General features: G+C 48.2%; 20 protein-coding genes. 10 read left to right on the forward strand and 10 right to left on the reverse strand.

The features are described 5' to 3' along the window. Window positions 1-3 precede the first annotated feature (3 nt). Both glnD and dapD read left to right on the forward strand, forming a co-directional pair. Window positions 4-2,649: a [protein-PII] uridylyltransferase gene (glnD, locus tag DQW12_RS02400; RefSeq protein ID WP_113906201.1), complete on the forward strand. Its 2,646-nt coding sequence runs from the start codon at window positions 4-6 to the stop codon at window positions 2,647-2,649. A gap of 15 nt (window positions 2,650-2,664) precedes the next feature. Then, window positions 2,665-3,489, forward strand: coding sequence for a 2,3,4,5-tetrahydropyridine-2,6-dicarboxylate N-succinyltransferase (dapD, locus tag DQW12_RS02405; protein ID WP_113906203.1), 825 nt, complete (start codon window positions 2,665-2,667; stop codon window positions 3,487-3,489). Window positions 3,490-3,530: 41 nt separating this feature from the next. Here the strand turns inward: dapD and truC are convergent, their stop codons facing one another. Both truC and DQW12_RS02415 read right to left on the reverse strand, forming a co-directional pair. After that, window positions 3,531-4,253: a tRNA pseudouridine(65) synthase TruC gene (gene truC, locus DQW12_RS02410; protein ID WP_113906205.1), complete on the reverse strand. Its 723-nt coding sequence runs from the start codon at window positions 4,251-4,253 to the stop codon at window positions 3,531-3,533. Continuing rightward, window positions 4,253-4,570 (reverse strand): YqcC family protein, encoded by a 318-nt coding sequence (locus tag DQW12_RS02415; protein ID WP_198683882.1) that lies wholly within the window; start codon window positions 4,568-4,570, stop codon window positions 4,253-4,255. Before DQW12_RS02415 ends, truC begins: the two co-directional genes overlap by 1 nt. A gap of 187 nt (window positions 4,571-4,757) precedes the next feature. Here DQW12_RS02415 and DQW12_RS02420 point away from each other — a divergent pair, with 187 nt between their 5' ends. Next, window positions 4,758-5,801 (forward strand): DUF3549 family protein, encoded by a 1,044-nt coding sequence (locus tag DQW12_RS02420; protein ID WP_113906207.1) that lies wholly within the window; start codon window positions 4,758-4,760, stop codon window positions 5,799-5,801. Then, window positions 5,801-6,160 (forward strand): DUF3301 domain-containing protein, encoded by a 360-nt coding sequence (locus tag DQW12_RS02425; RefSeq protein ID WP_113906209.1) that lies wholly within the window; start codon window positions 5,801-5,803, stop codon window positions 6,158-6,160. Before DQW12_RS02420 ends, DQW12_RS02425 begins: the two co-directional genes overlap by 1 nt. Window positions 6,161-6,186: 26 nt before the next feature. Here the strand turns inward: DQW12_RS02425 and DQW12_RS02430 are convergent, their stop codons facing one another. The 3 genes from DQW12_RS02430 to syd all read right to left on the reverse strand — a co-directional run bounded on the left by DQW12_RS02430 (window position 6,187) and on the right by syd (window position 7,849). Then, the gene (locus DQW12_RS02430; protein ID WP_113906210.1) at window positions 6,187-6,519 is read right to left on the reverse strand and encodes an Mpo1-like protein; all 333 of its coding nucleotides are present in this window, start codon (window positions 6,517-6,519) and stop codon (window positions 6,187-6,189) included. Next, window positions 6,509-7,201 (reverse strand): GNAT family N-acetyltransferase, encoded by a 693-nt coding sequence (locus tag DQW12_RS02435; RefSeq protein ID WP_113906212.1) that lies wholly within the window; start codon window positions 7,199-7,201, stop codon window positions 6,509-6,511. The genes DQW12_RS02430 and DQW12_RS02435 overlap by 11 nt, the downstream gene beginning before the upstream one ends. Window positions 7,202-7,276: 75 nt before the next feature. Beyond that, window positions 7,277-7,849, reverse strand: coding sequence for a SecY-interacting protein (gene syd, locus DQW12_RS02440; RefSeq protein ID WP_113906214.1), 573 nt, complete (start codon window positions 7,847-7,849; stop codon window positions 7,277-7,279). Between the two features lie 75 nt (window positions 7,850-7,924). Here syd and queF point away from each other — a divergent pair, with 75 nt between their 5' ends. The 6 genes from queF (at window position 7,925) to DQW12_RS02470 (ending at window position 14,700) form a co-directional block, all read left to right on the forward strand. Further along, complete coding sequence (gene queF, locus DQW12_RS02445) at window positions 7,925-8,767, forward strand: NADPH-dependent 7-cyano-7-deazaguanine reductase QueF (RefSeq protein WP_113906599.1); 843 nt, start codon at window positions 7,925-7,927, stop codon at window positions 8,765-8,767. Between the two features lie 109 nt (window positions 8,768-8,876). Beyond that, window positions 8,877-10,460 (forward strand): GGDEF domain-containing protein, encoded by a 1,584-nt coding sequence (locus tag DQW12_RS02450; protein ID WP_113906216.1) that lies wholly within the window; start codon window positions 8,877-8,879, stop codon window positions 10,458-10,460. Window positions 10,461-10,476: 16 nt separating this feature from the next. Next, window positions 10,477-11,841 (forward strand): nucleotide 5'-monophosphate nucleosidase PpnN, encoded by a 1,365-nt coding sequence (ppnN, locus tag DQW12_RS02455; protein WP_113906218.1) that lies wholly within the window; start codon window positions 10,477-10,479, stop codon window positions 11,839-11,841. 42 nt (window positions 11,842-11,883) lie between these two features. Next, window positions 11,884-12,258, forward strand: coding sequence for a DUF3192 domain-containing protein (locus DQW12_RS02460; protein ID WP_113906220.1), 375 nt, complete (start codon window positions 11,884-11,886; stop codon window positions 12,256-12,258). 3 nt (window positions 12,259-12,261) lie between these two features. Next, window positions 12,262-13,539, forward strand: a complete 1,278-nt coding sequence (locus tag DQW12_RS02465; protein WP_113906222.1) for a hypothetical protein — start codon at window positions 12,262-12,264, stop codon at window positions 13,537-13,539. 156 nt (window positions 13,540-13,695) lie between these two features. Then, window positions 13,696-14,700: an isocitrate dehydrogenase gene (locus tag DQW12_RS02470; protein WP_113906223.1), complete on the forward strand. Its 1,005-nt coding sequence runs from the start codon at window positions 13,696-13,698 to the stop codon at window positions 14,698-14,700. 89 nt (window positions 14,701-14,789) lie between these two features. On the opposite strand, the gene rlmM is transcribed toward DQW12_RS02470, so the two are convergent. The 5 genes from rlmM to DQW12_RS02495 all read right to left on the reverse strand — a co-directional run bounded on the left by rlmM (window position 14,790) and on the right by DQW12_RS02495 (window position 18,603). Further along, complete coding sequence (gene rlmM / locus DQW12_RS02475; RefSeq protein WP_113906225.1) at window positions 14,790-15,869, reverse strand: 23S rRNA (cytidine(2498)-2'-O)-methyltransferase RlmM; 1,080 nt, start codon at window positions 15,867-15,869, stop codon at window positions 14,790-14,792. Continuing rightward, window positions 15,866-16,483 (reverse strand): alpha/beta family hydrolase, encoded by a 618-nt coding sequence (locus tag DQW12_RS02480; protein WP_113906227.1) that lies wholly within the window; start codon window positions 16,481-16,483, stop codon window positions 15,866-15,868. The genes rlmM and DQW12_RS02480 overlap by 4 nt, the downstream gene beginning before the upstream one ends. Beyond that, window positions 16,476-17,393 carry a transcriptional regulator GcvA gene (locus tag DQW12_RS02485; RefSeq protein WP_113906228.1) on the reverse strand — a complete coding sequence of 306 codons (918 nt, stop codon included), beginning with the start codon at window positions 17,391-17,393 and terminating at the stop codon, window positions 16,476-16,478. The genes DQW12_RS02480 and DQW12_RS02485 overlap by 8 nt, the downstream gene beginning before the upstream one ends. Continuing rightward, a complete protein-coding gene (locus DQW12_RS02490) occupies window positions 17,390-17,596 on the reverse strand; it encodes a hypothetical protein (RefSeq protein ID WP_113906230.1) in 207 nt (68 codons plus the stop codon). The genes DQW12_RS02485 and DQW12_RS02490 overlap by 4 nt, the downstream gene beginning before the upstream one ends. 557 nt (window positions 17,597-18,153) lie before the next feature. Further along, the gene (locus tag DQW12_RS02495) at window positions 18,154-18,603 is read right to left on the reverse strand and encodes a hypothetical protein (RefSeq protein WP_113906232.1); all 450 of its coding nucleotides are present in this window, start codon (window positions 18,601-18,603) and stop codon (window positions 18,154-18,156) included. Window positions 18,604-19,059 lie beyond the last annotated feature (456 nt).

Raw genomic sequence — 19,059 nt, forward strand, 5'->3', positions numbered from 1 at the left:
CCAATGGAGGCGTCGGCACCGGCTTTATTTGAAGTAGAATGGCCGCAAGACTTGTCGTCTATTGCGCAGTGGAAAACTCTGCTGCAACACTATAACGACTGGGCCGAAGAACAGTTCTATATTGCCGACATAGAAACCTTGGTACACGACCGAGCGGCTTTTTTTGACCAGTTACTGAGTGCTGCCTGGTCTGCACTCGAACTAACAAATGAGCCACTCAGTTTACTCGCTGTGGGTGGTTATGGACGCGGCACGCTTCACCCCGGCTCCGATATTGATCTTTTAATCCTCCACGACGGTCCACTCAACGACTCCTGCACCCAACGCGTTAGTCAGCTTATTACGCTATTGTGGGATATTCGTGTCGACTTAGGCCATTCAGTTCGCTCGGTTACCGAATGCATGGTGCAAGCCGCTGCCGACATTACCATTGCAACCAGCCTCATTGAAAGCCGACTCATTTGTGGCAACGGTACTTTAAGCGAGCATTTACATCACCAAATCATGACAGCATTCCCGTGGACGAGTCGGGCATTTTACCAAGCCAAACGTGCAGAGCAGGAAGCTCGCCACAAACAGTTTCATGGCACTTCGTACAACCTCGAGCCGAATATAAAAAGCTCTCCAGGTGGCTTGCGCGATATTCAAACGGTGCACTGGATTGCAAAGCTGCACTTTAAAACACGCCGCGACGAAAGCCTCGTTGAATACAACTACATGACTGCCGAGGAATTTATTGAATTACGTTCGTGCCAAGCATTTTTGTGGCGCATTCGCTATGCCTTGCACTTAGTGGCGGGCAAATGCGAAGACCGGTTGCTCTTCGACTATCAAACCGACGTTGCACAGCGGCTTGGCTATTACCATCGAGTGCCTGAAGATGAACAAACTCGGGTAGGAAAACGCGCTGTTGAGCTGATGATGAAGGACTATTTTCAGGTTGTACTCAAGGTCAATGAACTTAACCGGATGTTACTGCAGTTCTACGAACAAGCCATTTTAGGCCCGGTAGATCTGCTGGAACCTGAACCATTAAATGATAACTTCGCGCTGTCGGGCGCGTTGATTCTCGCTCGCCACGATCAGGTATTTGCAAACCCGCAGGAAATTCTCGGATTTTTCCTTACTATTGCCGACGAGCCGCGCATTAAAGGTATTCACTCGCACACCATCCGGCTCTTACGCAACGCTCGTGCTCAGCTTACCGCGCCCCTGTCGGAAAATGCCGCCTGTCGCGATATTTTTCGGCGTTTAGTAGCACACCCAAAAGGATTTGGTCGCGCTTTCGGTCTTATGCATCGACACGGCATTATGGCGGTATACCTGCCAGCTTGGGCGAATATTGTTGGGCAAATGCAGTTCGACCTTTTTCATGCCTACACAGTCGACGAACATACCTTTCGCCTTGTTCGCAATTTGTATCGCTTTACGCTCAAGTCTCGCGCCCACGAGTTTCCCTTATGCAGTGAATTAGTGCAGCGCATGAAGTCGCGTGAATTACTATTTTTAGCCGGCATTTTCCATGATATTGCTAAAGGGCGTGGCGGTGATCATTCCGAATTAGGTGCTATCGACGCGCGTGAATTCTGTAACGCACACGGCTACAGTAAAAGCGACGGTGAACTTGTTGCATGGTTGGTCGAACAACATTTGTTAATGTCGATTACCGCGCAGAAACGGGACATTTACGATCCTGAAGTGATTCGCGAGTTTGCCAACAAAGTAGAGAGCAAAAAACGCCTCCAGTTTCTTTATTGTTTAACCGTTGCCGATATTCGGGCCACCAATGCCAGCTTGTGGAATAACTGGAAAGCAACTTTGCTGGAAGAGCTCTATAAAGCTACCGTGGCTACCCTTGAACATCATGGCGAGAGTAGCCATACACTGCGCGAACGTATTCATGAAAACAAACAGCACGCACTTGCGCTACTGCTCAGTGCTGGCCACGAAGTGAACGCTATTCAGCAGCTGTGGGGTCGCTTTACCGCCGACTACTTCTTTCGCCACACGCCAGAGCAAATTGCCTGGCATAGCCAACATCTTGTGCACATTAAAAACGTACAGTTACCGCTTATTCTGATTGGCGATGAAAACAACCAAGGCACCACAGAAATTTTCATTTACCACTTGGAAGAAAATCATCTTTTTGCCAATGTTGCCGCTGTACTGGACGCCGAAGGCTTAAGCATTCACGACGCACAGATTCTCAATACCCGTGACGGCTTTGTTATGGACACCTTTATTGTGCTCGATCAAAACGGCACCGCACTTGCCGAGCCGCAACGCATAGAGGCGGTGCACCAACATTTGCACGACGTACTGCGCAAACGCCGTACAGCCCCGCGAGGACACCGAGCCTTGTCGCGGCGTATGAAGAACTTTAGTGTAAAAACGCGCCTACATTTCTTACCCCAAAAGGGCTCAAAAAAAACCACTTTTGAACTCATTACACTTGATCGCCCCGGCCTCATTGCTCGCCTTGCTCGCGTATTCCAAGCGCAAGGCGTGATTCTTATGGCGGCAAAAATTACCACCGTAGGCGAACAGGCTGAAGATTTATTTATTGTCACGAACGCTCAGCAAATGGCGCTTACCGCGGCCCAACGGGAAACTTTGCAAAGCGCCATTATTCAAGAGCTAGATCACTAAGAGGAAGTTGTTTTTATGAACAGTTTACAAACCCAAATTGAAACTGCGTTTGAAAGGCGCGCCGATTTCTCTCCACAGACGGCGCCGGCCGACGTAAGAGAAGCCGTTAACCAAGTGCTGAGCCAGCTCGACAACGGTAGTTTGCGTGTTGCGGAAAAAATTGACGGCAGTTGGGTTGTCCACGAATGGGTGAAAAAAGCCGTGTTGCTGTCGTTTCGGCTCAACGACAATGAACTGATGGACGGCGCCGAAACACGCTTTTTCGACAAAGTACCGAGCAAATATGCCAACTACAGCGCTGCGGATTTCCAACGCGACGGCGTGCGTATTGTGCCGCCCGCCATGGTTCGTCGCGGTAGCTTTGTGGGTAAAAACGTGGTGGTAATGCCGAGCTACGTAAATTTAGGCGCTTATGTCGACGAAGGCAGTATGGTCGACACTTGGGCTACCGTGGGTAGCTGCGCGCAAATAGGCAAAAACGTTCATTTGTCGGGCGGCGTTGGTATTGGCGGTGTACTCGAACCGCTACAAGCAAATCCAACCATTATTGAAGACAACTGTTTTATCGGGGCGCGCTCAGAAATTGTTGAAGGCGTAATTGTAGAAGAAGGCGCTGTAATTTCTATGGGTGTATATATTGGCCAAAGCACCCGAATTTTTGACCGTGAAACCGGCGAAGTACACTACGGCCGCGTGCCTGCTGGTGCGGTAGTGGTGCCTGGCTCACTGCCAGCGAAAGACGGCAGTCATTCGCTTTATGCGGCCATTATTGTTAAAAAAGTAGACGCTAAAACACGCGCAAAAGTCGGCATTAACGCCCTATTGCGCGGCGTAGAATAACACCCCAAAATGCGCAAAAGTCGATAAAAAGCGGCGAACGTTCACGAACGCGCCGCTTTTCTGAATGGCTCAAGGAAATCACTTGGTAAATCGATACGTAACGCTATCGGTTCACCGCTCACTGGGTGGCTAAATTGCAACGCGGTAGCGGCTAATAGCAATCGGTTACAGTTAAAATGTTCACGGAAAAACCGGTTATGCCGCCCGTCGCCATGGTTAGTATCGCCAATAATCGGGTGCCTTAAATGCGCCATATGGCGGCGTAATTGATGCTTTCTACCCGTGAGCGGCGACAGTTCAACCAAAGAATAGCGCGTACTTGCGTGTTTTTTGCTGACCGCAAAAGGCAGCTCTACCTGTTCTAGGGTTCTAAAGTCGGTCACTGCTTCTTGCGCATCTTTGTTTTGCTGTGCCAATTTATCGGCCACAGCGTCGAGCTCCTCTTTCAACGGGTAGTCTATTCGGCCTTCTTCGGGCAAATAGCCACGCACCACCGCATGATAGGTTTTCTTCACTTGCCGCGCAGCCATTTGCTCGCCCATCAAGCGCGCAACATCGGCATTCAGCGCGAACACTAATAAACCTGAAGTAGGTCGGTCGAGCCGATGAATTGGAAACACGTGTTGGCCAATTTGATCTCGCAGCAACTGCATGGCGAACCAACGCTCTCCACGCGCTAACGCGGTGCGATGTACAAGCAGACCGGCCGGCTTGTCAATCACTACCAAATGATCGTCTTGATAAACAATAGGGAGCGTGATCATCAGTGTGCAAACAGTGCGTCGAATTCACGCAGTAAGAGAATTAACTCGCGTCGTTCCGCCCATTTGCCGCGCCAAGCTTCTTCCGCCATCGGGCTTATAGAAAAGCCATGAGGTAGCGGCATTTGCTGGGCAATACGGTGCTCAAACTCAGGGATCATGATAAACTGCAACCACTGATGAAAATCGAGGGTATCAACCGCAAAAGGTTGTTTGCTTTGCAGTGCTTCCGCGCTCGGTGGTGTTTCGTCCCAGAGCCCTTGAGCCTGCATTTGCTCACGAATTTGCTGTAATAATTGTGCTATTTTCTCTACGCTCACTGTTACTCCCAAGTGACTTTTCACAAGTGACTTTTCACAAGTGACTTTTCACAAGTGACTTTGTGTGTGTAAATTTGTGCGTGTATAAATTTGTACAGGCGCAAATTAGCGGCATAGTATAGCGAATTTCAGCGCTGCTGAGCACCCAAAACCCAACGCTATAAAAAGAAAGGCGATAAACAACAGTATGACCATTTCCACCCTGTCTGAGTTTATGCAAGCGAGCGGCGTAGAATGGCACGTTTATGACGTGTCTCGGCGTGTCTGCGCCCTGCCCTTGGAAACTTTAAAAGCCATAGAACAAGGAAGCCAACCTTTCCCCTATCCACGCCAACAAAAAGCTTGGCTAGGTATTACGTTTTGGCAACCTACACAGGCCGATAATCCGTTTATTTGGTTTGTCTCCTTGCCCCTCGACGAACGCGGCGCATTTCAACACGCGGCTATGCAGCATTTTCTCAGCATTATTGTGGACGCACTGGGGGCAACACCTACGGCTGAACCCGATCAACAGCAGGCAGAGCGTTTACAGCAAAACCCCTACATTTTTCAACCCGACGAACCGAGGCGTGCCATGTTTCATGCATTGGTGTCGCATGATTTAAACCGTAGCCCGTCGATTCATTTTGAGCATGCCCATAGCTTTCTGTCCGGCCACCCCATGGAATGGCAACAGGTTGGTGTGCAGGGAATTTATGACGTTATGCTACGTTGCCTGCACGAGCCCGCTATTCAGCAACATGTTCATACCCAATTTCAATTCTGGCCAGCGCCGGTTCGCGACACTGTCGTTGCGGCCTGCGAGCATCTTCAACTGCCCTCTGCGCTACAAGCCAATTTACTCGCCCAAGTGTCGGAGCAAACAGCAACTGAGCAACCAGAACTTGTTATTGCACTTTTACGAGCCACCTCGGGGCGCCATGCAGAGCGGAGCTACCGGCAAAAAATCAAACTATTAACGCGTAAGGCAAATTCAGAACTGCAACTCAACCTTATTACCCTTATTGCTGCCCGCAGCTGGCTTGTACTGGAACACCCCGAACTTATGCATTGGTTTTTTGCCGCTGCTGCAGCACATAACCCCCAGCTGTTCGTGCAGCTTTTTCGTGAATTGGTCTTTTTACCGCAGTTACGCCTAGCTTGTTTAACATACATTCGCCAACAGCATACCGATACCACAGTGCAGCAGGCTATTGCGCAACTCGTAAAATCTGCGGGAGCACGTTCCTAATGGTGTTCGAGTTACTAAATGTACTGTGGTTGCTTTGCGCGGCCACCGCTGGTGCATTATTTTGGAATTGGCGGCGGCAAGACGAATGGGCACGCAAATACGCAGCCCACGTATGCAAGAAAAACGATCTCCAATTACTCGACGTTGCCCGACAAACCGGGCGCTTCCGTTATCAAAAAGGCTGGGCGTGGCAAGCGGAATTCAGTTTTGGTTTTTCAAGCGACGGAGAGTCGCGCTACGAAGGAACCCTAACGTTACGGAATTTGCACCTTGCCGGTGTGCAATTACCACCACACCGTTGGCAAGAACCAGCGGCAGGTGTTCACTACCACCCCGCTGATCCTTATCGAAAACCTTAAACGTGTCGGTAGCATTAATTACTGGGCTAGCCCCAAGCTTTTTCTGCAGCAGCACTGCGCTTACGGGTGAGTAAAAACACCCAAGCGTCTTTGTACATCACCCAGTCGCCGAGCAGGCTATACGCGGGATACTTAAAGGTTGCCGGTTTATTATGTTCGAAAACAAAATGCCCGAGCCATGCAAAGCCATAGCCAATCAGTGGCAACGCCAATAGCCACCAAAAATTTGAGCTCATCAGAGCCCACGCCAACACCAGCAAAACCAACGTACTGCCTACATAGTGCATTATTCGGCAGCGTTTATCGCTGTGCTCTTTTAGGTAATAGGGGTAAAACTGTGCAAAAGACTCAAACTGCATCGGTTTCTGCTCCTGTTTTATTCACTTCGTCTTGTGCTAGCAGAGCTTCTCGACTGTGAAACATCAGAAGTCCATCAATACCGCCCACTTCAATTCGCTGTAACGGTTGGTATCCGCGGCTGCCAAAAAAGCGCTCATACTCGGGCCGCGTTGCGAATACGGCAACACCTTCAGAGTTCTCATTCTCGCGTAACTCTGCAGCAGCCGCTCGTAATAATAAGTCTCCTAACCCACGCTGCTGATAACGCGGATGTACGGCAATAAAAGCAAGCATATGATAATTCTCAACCGGCATTGCGGCTTGAATAATACGCTCTTTTTCTAACATTTGTTTGGTGCTCACCCAGCCTGCAGTCAGTAACATTTTCAACCGCCAATGCCACACTCTGTCCGCACCCACGTGTTCGCCAGGGCGTGTTAAACACAGTACACCTTCAAGAATGTTATCTTCGTAAACACCCACCATGGGCTGTTTATGCTGCCAAAAGCTCATCAACTCTTCGCGGATGGCGGCGCGTAAACGCTGGTCGTAGTCTTCTTTATCTGCTTGGAAAATGCGTTGAAACACAGGGTCGTCATGATACGCCTGATACAACAAAGACGCTGCCAGCCGAATCTCTTCGGATGCTAAATAAACCAGTCGCCCAGTTAATGGTTCTGCTGTTGTTGTCGCTTCTGCCATAAGGTTGCCTTATCTCTGCTTATTTCTATAAACGCACGTTTTACCGAACACTTCACTCACGATATACGAGCAGGGTTAAAATGTCACTGCTCCCTCACTTTGGTCAAGCACTACAGGCTCTACTTCCCGAAGAAAACTTGATAAGTCGCCTGCTAAAACCACATGCGGCTCTTTACCCGCATATTCTAATCCTATCGCCCCAGTGGCATTGTTCATCGACAGCATTAAGTCGTCTTCAATGCCCACGCCAAAAAACAACGTAATATTCTGCTTTAAACGCTGCTTCATCAGCACGTGGCCAATCAGGTTCTGCTGTAAACGTTCTGCGTCTTGTTGCGACTGAACTTGCAAAAGTGTGAAGCTAAGATCACGAAAACGAACCTGTAAATCGCCCGCCCAAAAGCCAGCAAAAAAATCTTTTAGGTCGTTATGGATAGCTAATGCCAAGGCGTCCTCAACATTACTAAAGTTGAGAGGAGGCTGCTGCACTATCGGTTGCCACGCTACTTCTTCCCCTTCTACACTTCCGCTATAGCAGGGCGAATCCCATTCCTTAATATAGTCGGTGCGAGGCAGTAGGCCTGCGTCTGCGTACATGCGTTGGTAACGCTCATGAAGTTCTGTTAAAACATTGGAAACATTACTCATGTAGAGTCCTTTAGCGGTTTCTCGTAAAATAGCGCTATCATAGTGCCATTAGTTACCGAGGAAAATCCAATGTCAATGCCAGCTTCTGAAACAAACAACGCGCTCAATGCGCTTCAGCTTGGCAAAGCAACTGAATACCCAGAACACTATAACCCCGCGTTGTTGCAACCCGTTCCGCGCGCCTTAAATCGTGAGCCGCTCGGTATTCACGCCGCGGAGCTCCCTTTTTATGGCACCGACACTTGGACAGCCTACGAACTTTCTTGGCTCAATACCAATGGTTTACCGCAGGTCGCTGTTGCCGAAATTGACGTACCCGTTACCTCACCCAATCTTATTGAGTCGAAGTCGTTCAAACTTTACCTGAATAGCTTTAACCAAGAGCAACTCGACACTTGGCAAACTCTGCACGACCGACTTACCGAAGATCTCAGCGCATGCGCTGGGGAGCCTGTTAAGGTGCGATTATTCAGTTTACGCGACTATGCCTTGCGCGGTTTAAACGTGCCCGACGGCGACTCCCTTGACGCCCTTCCCATTCGCATTGACACCTACGACTACGACCCTAATTTATTAACATTTGGCTCTCAAGCTGAAGTAGAAGAAACCCTCTACAGTGATTTGCTCAAATCCAATTGTTTGATCACCAACCAACCCGACTGGGGCTCTGTCACGATTCGTTACAAAGGCCGACAAATTGATCGTAGCAGTCTGCTGCGCTATGTCGTAAGCTTTAGAAGTCACAACGAGTTCCATGAACAATGTGTGGAACGCATTTTTACCGACATTCAACGCCTGTTGAAACCGCTTGAACTCTCGGTTGAAGCGCGCTACACACGACGCGGAGGGCTTGATATCAACCCCATCCGTAGTACAAATGAAGACAGTGCTCGGATGCAAAGAACGGTAAGACAATAAACAGCTTTTATGGTAGCATTTGCCGGTAATTACGAACCTTCGTAAAAAGCTTTTAAAGCCGCTTTGCGAGTCGTACATGAGTAGCCTGATATTTACAGAGTGAGACCGCGTGAGTATACAAAAACCGCATAGCAATGAAGTAAGCCAATTGCAGCAGCAGTTAGCAGAAAGCCGTGCCCTCCGAGAGCAACTTGAATTTGGCTTTCGGGCTGACATGAAAAACCTCACGCAATTTATTGGCAGGCTCGCCAATGCCCTCCGCGGCATTGACGGCGAGCTTGATCACCGTTTGAGTAGGCTCTCAACAGACATGGCGCGCACTGATAATATTGAGCGCGTAATGCCTGCTATGGAAGACGTAAGCCAGGTTCTACAACAGCAAGGCTCACGAGTTCAGCGCGAACTACAAGAAACCCACAATCGAATTTTAGCCGCCTCGAAGCAACTACAGAAAATGCATGGTTTACCCAAACCCATGCGTGAAGAGCTCAGAGACTTAATCGCACAAGCCGAGGGCCCAGCCTTTTCGATCATGCATTATCTGCCGTATTTACGGCAAATGATTGACCTGTATCAGCGCAGTATTCATTTAAAACTAAGCCGCAACGACAGCTCAGGAGTGCTTGAGCAAATGCGTGAGTCGGCAGAAAAAAAATATTCCGAGTTAAAAGAAGAACTCATTAATCTACTTTCTTTAGTTGATTTTTCAGGCTCAGCGTCGAATGGTTTACAGAATATACGCCAGCAACTTATTGGCGGAATCAACGAAGAGCAGTTTGTACTCTCTTGTGTGCAAGTTGTACGGTTAATTGTGCAAGGCATTAACGAAGAACGACAAACCGCTCAGGTATTCCTGCAAAACCTAAATGACGTGCTCGAAACCGTTTCTAAGTCGGTCAAGAAAACACTCAAAGCGAACCAGAAAACCCATTCCGCCCAAAAACTTCTTGACGATCGCCTTCATGCCGGCATTCGAGCGTTATCGGACTCTGCACAAAAGGCAACCAGCTTAAAAGAGCTCACTGCTGAAATTGGTAAACATGTAGAAGTAATAGCGTCTACTCTCGGGCAAAAACAAGAACTAGAACAACACGGGCATCAATTATTACAAGCCGAGCTCGAAGCAGCGCAAAATCGTATTATTGAACTCGAAGAGCAGGCGGAAACCTACAAAACAAAGCTCACAGAACAAAAATTCAAAAGTTTACAAGACACGCTAACGCGGCTGCCCAATAGAGCCGCGTTTGAAGAGCGCCTCGAATTGGAATTCAAACGTTGGCAGCGTTATCAAACACCATTGTGTATTGCCATTGCTGATATTGACAACTTTAAAGCCATTAACGACAGCTACGGACACATTGCGGGCGATAAAACCTTGCAAGTTATTGCCAGTATGTTAAAAAAATCACTGCGAGGCACTGACTTTGTAGCACGCTTCGGAGGGGAAGAGTTCGTTGTCATATTCCCGCAAACTGAAATGAGCAGTATTGCCGACCCTCTTGAGAAAGCTCGTAAACGGATTCAGAGCATTCCTTTTAAATTTAAAAATAACGATATATCGATCACTATTTCCATTGGCGCCGCTCGTTTTTCAGCCGAAGACAGCATTAGCAGTGTATTTGAACGGGCCGACGAAGCCCTTTATGCGGCAAAAAATAGTGGCCGGAACAAAGTTGTGATCGACAGCCGCTAGGAGAAAAAACGGCATTATGAGAATTTCATTATCACCACAAGGGAGTATGTCCCTTTTATCGCAAGTTGAAATTGATCGCCTTCAGCAGTCAACCAATAGCGAACTTTATAAATTATTCCGCAACTGCGTACTTGCAGTATTAAACGTGGGTAGTCATACCGACAACGCCGACGATATTTTCAACCAATTTAAAGATTTCCAAGTGAATGTGCTGCGTCGTGAACGCGGTGTGAAGCTTGAGCTATTAAATCCACCGCAGAATGCATTCGTTGACGGTGAAATTATTGAGGGTATTCGTGAGCATGTTGAGTCGGTGCTGCGCGATATTTTATTTGTCGGTGAACGCTACCCTGAAGAAGAACTGAAACGTATTGACTCGCGCCACTTAACCCATGTGGTATTCGATATTCTGCGCAATGCCAAGTCATTGAAGCCAGCACAAGAGCCGAACATGGTGGTGTGTTGGGGTGGTCACTCCATTAATGACACGGAATACAAGTACAGCAAAGTTGTGGGTTATGAGCTCGGCTTGCGTGGTTTTAACATTTGCACCGGTTGTGGCCCCGGAGCCATGAAGGGCCCCATGAAAGGTGCAACGATTGGTCATGCCAAGCAGCGCATTAAAAATGGTCGTTATTTCGGATTAACTGAGCCCGGAATTATTGCGGCGGAACCACCGAACCCGATCGTGAGTGAGCTGGTGATCATGCCAGACATTGAGAAGCGTCTTGAAGCCTTTGTGCGTTGTGCGCACAGTATTATTGTGTTCCCCGGCGGAGCAGGCACCGCAGAAGAAATTCTATATTTGCTCGGCATTATGATGCATGAGAAAAATGCAGAGCAGCAGTTACCCATAATCTTTACGGGGCCGAAAAGTAGCCGCGCCTACTTCGACGAACTTGACCGCTTTATTCGTAATACGCTCGGCGAAGAAGCAACACGCTGGTACACCATTATTGTTGACGACCCAGTTGCCGTTGCTCAACACGTGCAAACCGGTGTGGCTGCAGTGAAACGCTACCGCATTGAGAGTGGTGACGCCTTCTATTTCAATTGGACATTGCATATTGAAGAGCAATTCCAACACCCGTTTGAACCTACACACGAGAATGTCGGTCAGTTACAACTGCATCGCGATCGGCCGAAAGCTGAGTTAGCGGCCGATCTGCGCCGAGCATTTTCGTCAATAGTGGCGGGAAATGTGAAGGCTCCCGGCATTGCCGAAATAAGAAAGAATGGGCCTTATTTGATTCACGGTGAACCGTCGTTGATGAAAGAGCTCGACGCCCTGCTCCGTTCATTCGTAGAGCAAGACCGAATGAAATTGCCGGGTGGCACCGCCTATCAGCCTTGTTATCGGGTTCTCACAGAAAACGATTAACAAACGACACATTGCGTTTATAAAAAAGAGTAGGCATTTTTTATGTGGAAAGGGTTTAGTATTGCGTTGGTCGGTTTTATTATCTACGCCATTATAGCCGGCGCAGTGCTCACCTTTCATACCGCAAACCCAGAAAACATGACCTGGCGCGAGCGGGAAATTTTCAATCGCAAGTACATCGGCCGGTTGGAGCTAAGAAGCCACCGCGACGAGGTACTTCGCCTACTCGGCCCGCCCGACATTAGTGAAGCCATGGAAACACCGCAAGGTGAAATTCTCGTCTTATTTTATCGGACCCATCATGTAAAATCAGACGGTGTTACCACGCGTGACGAGACCACACCCTTGTTGTTCATTCAAGATCGATTAATTGCTTGGGGTGATCCTGCATACGCAGAATATACAGGGCAGGACTAAACTGTGTCGGCTCTGCTCAACACTCATACGCGCATTCAACAAACGCTCGAAAACGCTCAGATTACTCGCCAGCAATTAGCCGACATTGTCGCCGACGTTGAACAACTGGCACTTCATGCACCTTGTACTTTAGCCGCAGCTCTCCTCGAACTTAAGCAGTTACCACAAACACAACGCGGTGTATGCCCAGCCGCAACACTTGAGTTACTGTTGTTAGCGTGGTCGATTCACTTTCGCCATGTGTCGAAGCGCTATGCCCAATTGTTGCTCTCGCAAAGCTTAATCAGCCGTATGCATAGTGTGCAAGGCGAGCCCAAATTCCCTCGGAGTCAACTCATCCGCTGTGCGCGCGTTGTGGCTGACGATGCATGGCAAGGCAAAGCCCTCGCCAATAGCTTTGCGCGGCTTGTCCGTTACCGCAATATCGAAGCGGGGGTGCAGGTCATGGCGGAAAGTTTGTGGTATCAAAATCAGTTTTTAGAAAGTTATACCGACCATAAAATAAGGCCCCTACCGCATAAGCTGTTGCACGCTATTCGAAGCTGGCCCTACAACGATAGTTTATTTGAAAAAGTACTCACAGCTTTAGCGGCGCAACCGCTGCTAAGTCGCAATGTGCGCGACCATGCAACCTTACAAACGGAGCAAAAGCGCCGGCTGAGTTTAAAGGAATCGCTGCTGTTACTAGGCCCTGAACAAAGCCGTGAAGTGATCCTCATTACGCATTTTGCCACCCACCTTACATGGCCTTTTATTCCGCTCCGTGCCGAATTACTCGCGCGCCGCACCACTTTAGCTTTCCTTACAAAGGCACTTGCCGAGCATTGTCAGTTAGCGCTGCCCTGCGACGCTGACTTATTAAGCTATTTGTGGATTTACGACGCGTGGTTCCACGCCGACCTGAGTATCCAGCAACACTGGCAATATCAAGCGCAGCAGAGTGTGCCTGAGAGTGTGAGCCGTTGGCAGCCGTGCACAACACTCATGAACCACCAACGCGCCCTTAAGCTTGCCGAATACTGGCAACTGCCGGCTGCCACTATTCCACTACTAAAAATGCATGTGCACGAAAACAACCGCACGCTTGTCTGTGCTCGCATTGCGCATATTGCCACCGCGGTGCTACACGAATACGCGCTTTCAATACCCACTGCTTGGCAACCACGGCTCACGGCTCTGTGCCGAGCTATTCAATTACCTGAAACTCAGTTATACGCGCTGTTAGAGCAAGCTGCGCAGGCACTGAACATAGAATGCCCCTACCAACTACTGCCGCTTTAAATTAGCTTTTCTAGCCGTTTATTCGTCGCGCGCAACAAATTTTGACTAGACTATAGTCTTAGTCAGAGTATTGCGGATACAGGGTTAATTTTGGTGTAAACTATGGTTTTAAAGTTATCCAATTAACGATTTTGAGTTGTACAGAAGGAAGCAGTCATGAGCACCACAATCACCGTGATCCCAGGCGACGGTATCGGCCCCGACATTATTGATGCCACATTAAAAATTCTCGATAAAGCCGGTTGTAACCTGAATTATGAGTTCGCCGACGCGGGACTTGTAGCGCTCGAAAAACATGGCGAACTATTGCCCGACACTACACTTGCGGCAATTAAACGCAACGGCATTGCCCTCAAAGGCCCTTTAACCACACCGGTAGGTGGTGGATTTACTTCGATCAACGTTACCTTGCGTAAGCAGTTCAACCTTTATGCGAACGTGCGGCCGGTGGTGTCATTCAAAGGTACTAAAGCGCGCTACGAGAATATCGACATTATTACTATTCGCGAAAATACCGAAGGTATGTACTCGGGGCTTGGCCAAACCACAGCTGCAGACGGCTCTGAGGCCGAAGCCATGAGTAAGGTAACCCGTGTAGGTTGTGAGCGAATTGTACGCTTTGCCTATGAGCTTGCGCGCCGTGAAGGGCGTAAGAAAGTCACTATTGTTCACAAAGCAAACATTCTTAAAACAACGTCGGGAATGTTCTTAAGTGTGGCGCGCGATATTGCCAAAAACTACCCCGATATTGAAACCGAAGAAATGATTGTTGACGCCACCTGCATGAAGCTGGTGATGGCGCCAGAAAACTTCGACGTAATTGTAACAACAAACTTGTTTGGCGACATTTTATCCGATCTCTGTGCAGGCTTGGTTGGCGGTCTCGGTATGGCTCCGGGTGCCAATATTGGCAGCGACTGTGCTATTTTCGAAGCTGTGCATGGTTCTGCGCCAGATATCGCCGGACAAAACCTCGCCAACCCGAGTTCAGTTATTTTAGCGGCCATTCAAATGCTCGAGCACTTGGGTCAACACGACAATGCTAAACGCATTCTCGATGCGCTGCGCGACACCATTGAAAGCGGCGACCGCGCAACACGCGATCTCGGCGGTAGCCATGGCACGACAGACTTCACCCAAGCCATTCTTGACCGCTTATAAGCTGGCGGCAAAAGTCACCCCTTTAAGCACTGCAAAACAAAAGGCAGCTTCACAAGAAGCTGCCTTTTTAGTTTGGGAATTCGAACACTCTAGCTGCTCGTTTTCAATTTCTTGCGCAAATAAACCGTTACTTCCTCACGGTCATGATACAAATGGCGCGCACTCAGCTCATAGCCCCGCACTTCCGCCTCCTGTAGCCGATCGTGAATGGCTTGCAGGTATTGCTGAACTGCCGCATAGCGCTTCTTCATGGGCAGTTTTAAATTAAAAAGCGCTTGCTCACAATACTCTTCAATAAACCAGTCTGCCATAAGGTGCGCCACTCTCACCGGCTTTTCCACCATGTCGCATACGAGCCATTGAATATTGCGTTTCTTCGGCCGGAACGCAAAGCCGTCTTCACGGAAATGCTTCACTTGGCCAGTGTCCATAAGCCTTTCGTCCATAGCGCCGTTATCAACAGCACTTACCATCATTCCTTGGGCAACGAGAACAGCAGTCCAACCACCGGGGCAGGCGCCTAAATCAACTGCGTTCATACCCGAACTCACGCGTTTTTCCAACTCTTGCGGCGGAATCATTACTTTAAACGCTTCCGCCAGTTTTGCTGCCGAGCGACTTGGTGCTCCCTTTGGCGACTTTATCCGCGGAATGCCCATGGGATACGGCGCGTGATTATAGCTATAGGAGTAACCAAGAATTGCCGAATGGGTGCTTCGAAAGAAAACATGCAGTACCGGGCGATTGGTTACGTCTTTGTCGGTCAGTAGTTCTGCTTTTCGAAACGCAATGCGTAACGGCGTACTAATGCTTTTACATAACGCACTAAGCGCACGCCCTTCGTTCGTGTCTGCCGTTTCAACCCACACTGTTCCGCACTTTTGCATGCCCTCGGCGGCATCTAAAAGTGGAGCAATGCGGTCGTCTACCGCCAAGCTGTTGCATTCCGCTTGAATAATGATTAATTGACGCGCAAAAACAAGATCCCGTACGGCCAGCTTACGCCCAATATGATCAGCTTCTTCCGGTTTACATTGAAAGCTCACCACACCGCTGTCAGCTTGGGTTTTACAGAAGCCGTATACGCCGAGCGCACCCGCTCGTTCCTGTATTTCAGCCGCACACTCGCTTTCAAAGCCAGCACGGCAATAGAGCAATACGCCACTCATTCTAAACTCTCCAACCACCGGTGAATATGCTCAGCCACTTGCTGCCAACGCTGTTCGGCGGTTATACCCGAGCGTTTAGGCGGCACCAAATCGTGGTTCCCTTCACTTGCCCAACAAATGTCCACATTGTTAGGTAAGCTTTGAGCTTCCACCCAAGCGCGACTCCCAAATGGGTCACGCTCACCTTGCACAATTAAATTTCGTGAGCAGGGATTATACAGATCTTGCAGCCGATGTTTATCTTGTTTTCCCGGTGGATGGAACGGAAACCCCAAACCAATGGCTCCCTTTACCGCAAAATGATCGGCACAGCGAAAACTCACGCGAGCGCCCATCGACTTCCCTATTAAAAAAATAGGAGTATGGCGGCCCTCTTTCTCTATAATCTTGTTAATGCGATTACGCAAGTCAGCGTCGAGTTGAATAGCAGGATTTGGCGGACGTTTTTTTCCCGTTAATAAAACTTGTTGCCAATACGGAAACGGCTCGCACGTTAATTTATAACCCAGCCCGCGTAGTGCGTTGCTCATCGCTTGCATAAAAGCACTTTCCGGGCCAGCACCCGCACCATGCGAAAAAATAATATGAGGTTTTACGAGCACCGAGCTAGCCATTCACAGCCTCGTCAAAGGCGGCTTCATCTTTTGCTACTTCGTCGAGTAACCATGCTCGAAACGTGGCAATTTTACCTGCGTCTGCTTGAGACTCACGACACACCATGAAAAACGCATCGTTGGTTGGTAGCGCCTGTGGAAATACCTGCACCAAATGCCCAGACTCTATTTCTGGCTGCGCAAACACGTGGTTCGCTAACGCAACACCTTGCCCGTGCACCGCAGCTTTCAAAGCTAACGCCGAATGGCTAAAGGTTGGTCCAGACTTTTTGCTTGGTGGTGTTTCTCCCACCATGGCAAACCAGTCTTTCCAAGCGTTTCGAGTTTCTTCGTGCAATAAGGTGTGTTGATGCAAATCGCTTGGCGTTTTTAGTGGCTTCTTGCCACTTTGCAGTAACAACGGTGAGCAAACTGGAATCAATTTTTCGCGGTGAAGCCGGTTCGCACGCAAACCTTGCCAACTACCGCGCCCATAATAAATGGCAATGTCAACATAATCGGTTAGTGAGCCGGTAATTTCGTCGACAGCTTTAATACGCACGTCTACTTCTGGATGAGCTTCATGAAAGCGGCTTAGCCGCGGCACCAGCCAAATAATAGCGAACCCAGGGGGAACACAAACGGTCAGTGAGCCTTGTTCGCTCGACAACATTATTTTTCCCGTTACCACGCTTAAATGTTCAAGCATTTGCCGAATTTCGAGGTAATAAGACTGACCCGCTTCCGTCAACAATAAATTTCTGTTTTTCCGTAAAAATAAACGTATTCCTAGGTAGTCTTCGAGCGCTTTTACTTGGTGACTCACGGCGGCTTGGGTAACAAAAAGTTCCTCCGCAGCCTTTGTAAAACTGAGCTGCCGCGCGGCTGCTTCAAACGACTTGAGCGCATTTAAAGGTGGGAGCTTTCTCATTCCTTCTCTTTTTCGTCAGCGTTCGCTGAATCTTTGTCAGCTTGGATGTCGTCGCGAGCCGTTAAATTGCCAACGCATAAGCGGCACTCGCCATCTATGGGCGCAGAACTTTCAACGTAACGCACACGATGTGAAGCCGAATTTCTATTCGTAGACACTTGGTAAATTGCATCGCGTTTGGGTGCTTCGTTTTTCTCGCTCATTTGCCTTTTCTCCACTACTGCGGACTTGCCCTCATAATACCCCACATCGCCTTGGCAAATCTATTTTGTCATTAAAATGTCACGCCACTTATCGAAGATGTGGTGATAAAGTAAGCCTTCGGCTGCCACGGGATATAGAGTTTTTAACCGTTTTCATGTATGGGCGGGTGCGCATAACTACAGCTATAATTCGTTAGGTCAACGGGTAGCGAAAACGGTGGTGCAAGGGACAAGTAGCGTACACAGTCATTTTATTTAACACTCAGGGACAGTTATTGGCGGAAGGCACAAGCGCCGAAGCGGTTAAGTGCATGGATTCACTTAACAAAAAAGCTGGATGCGCTTTGGGAGAACGACAACGAGGACGATTGACCTCGGTCTCAGAGCGCACACAACATGTTGCATGGATACGTAAAGCTAATCAGTCGGATGCGCGATTACCGATCAACCCAATCGTTACCTTCATGTGGATTGGAATGCATGCTAGCTGTTTCGCCGAACATACTTGTCCCTGAATCGTTGTATTTTGGGTGCTCAGTTGGCCCCAATCATTGTAACTATAGGTTGTGGCTCCTATTTTTGTAAGAAACTACAAGAACCCAAGTTTTTGCTACTTCCATTAAATATATCAAACTAAAAGCTATAAAGGCATTAACCCCCAATGAATTGACAAGAACTGACGAAATATAAGAAAAACTGAATACTGAAAGAAACGCCAACTTAAATACCGCTTGAAAAAGCGATAGCTTTACTCCATATAAACTCCCTTTGAGCAACAGGTATCCCGAAACTATTGAACTCGCAGAAATAAGCATTAACGGAAGATAAAACCACTTCACATGAACTAGCAAAGAGCCATCAAAAAAATTATCCACTGCGTCCATTGCGTTTATCATTTCTGACCAAAAAGGCACTTGTGACTGGAGTAGTGCTTTTCCAAATACAAATACAAACAGTAATAAGTCGGAAATACCAAAAATTACAATAATATTCTTAGTATAGTTCATTGCTAACTAATCCTTATTGAGTTGTACCAGCTCTGCTTTTCTTCGTCCCAATATTGAGTAAAATATCAAGGAGCTTCAGGAGGGTGTTCAATATTCAGTGTACATAAACTGCTATTCCATACCTAAACTCATTCCTTCTTCTTTTCATCATTACTCTTACTAGGAGGCTGTAGGTATTTCTGTAGAATAAATATCCAAATTATTAGAGCACTCATGGAAGGTATTATGATTTTTAAGTCATACGTTCTGAGGGAACTATAAGTAATCCAGAAAGCTGCAACGTGAGTTATTGGTAGCACTATTCGATATTGCCATAACTTAAACATACCTTATTACTCCGACACAATATGACGTACTTCGGCTCCTGAGTATATCACCTGCAGAATTCACAGCTAAACTAAAATGCCTCCAAACAAAATCAACAATGCCCCTGCATACACAACGCCCATATGTTTT

The organism is Aliidiomarina celeris, assembly GCF_003316875.1.
Lineage (GTDB): Bacteria > Pseudomonadota > Gammaproteobacteria > Enterobacterales > Alteromonadaceae > Aliidiomarina > Aliidiomarina celeris.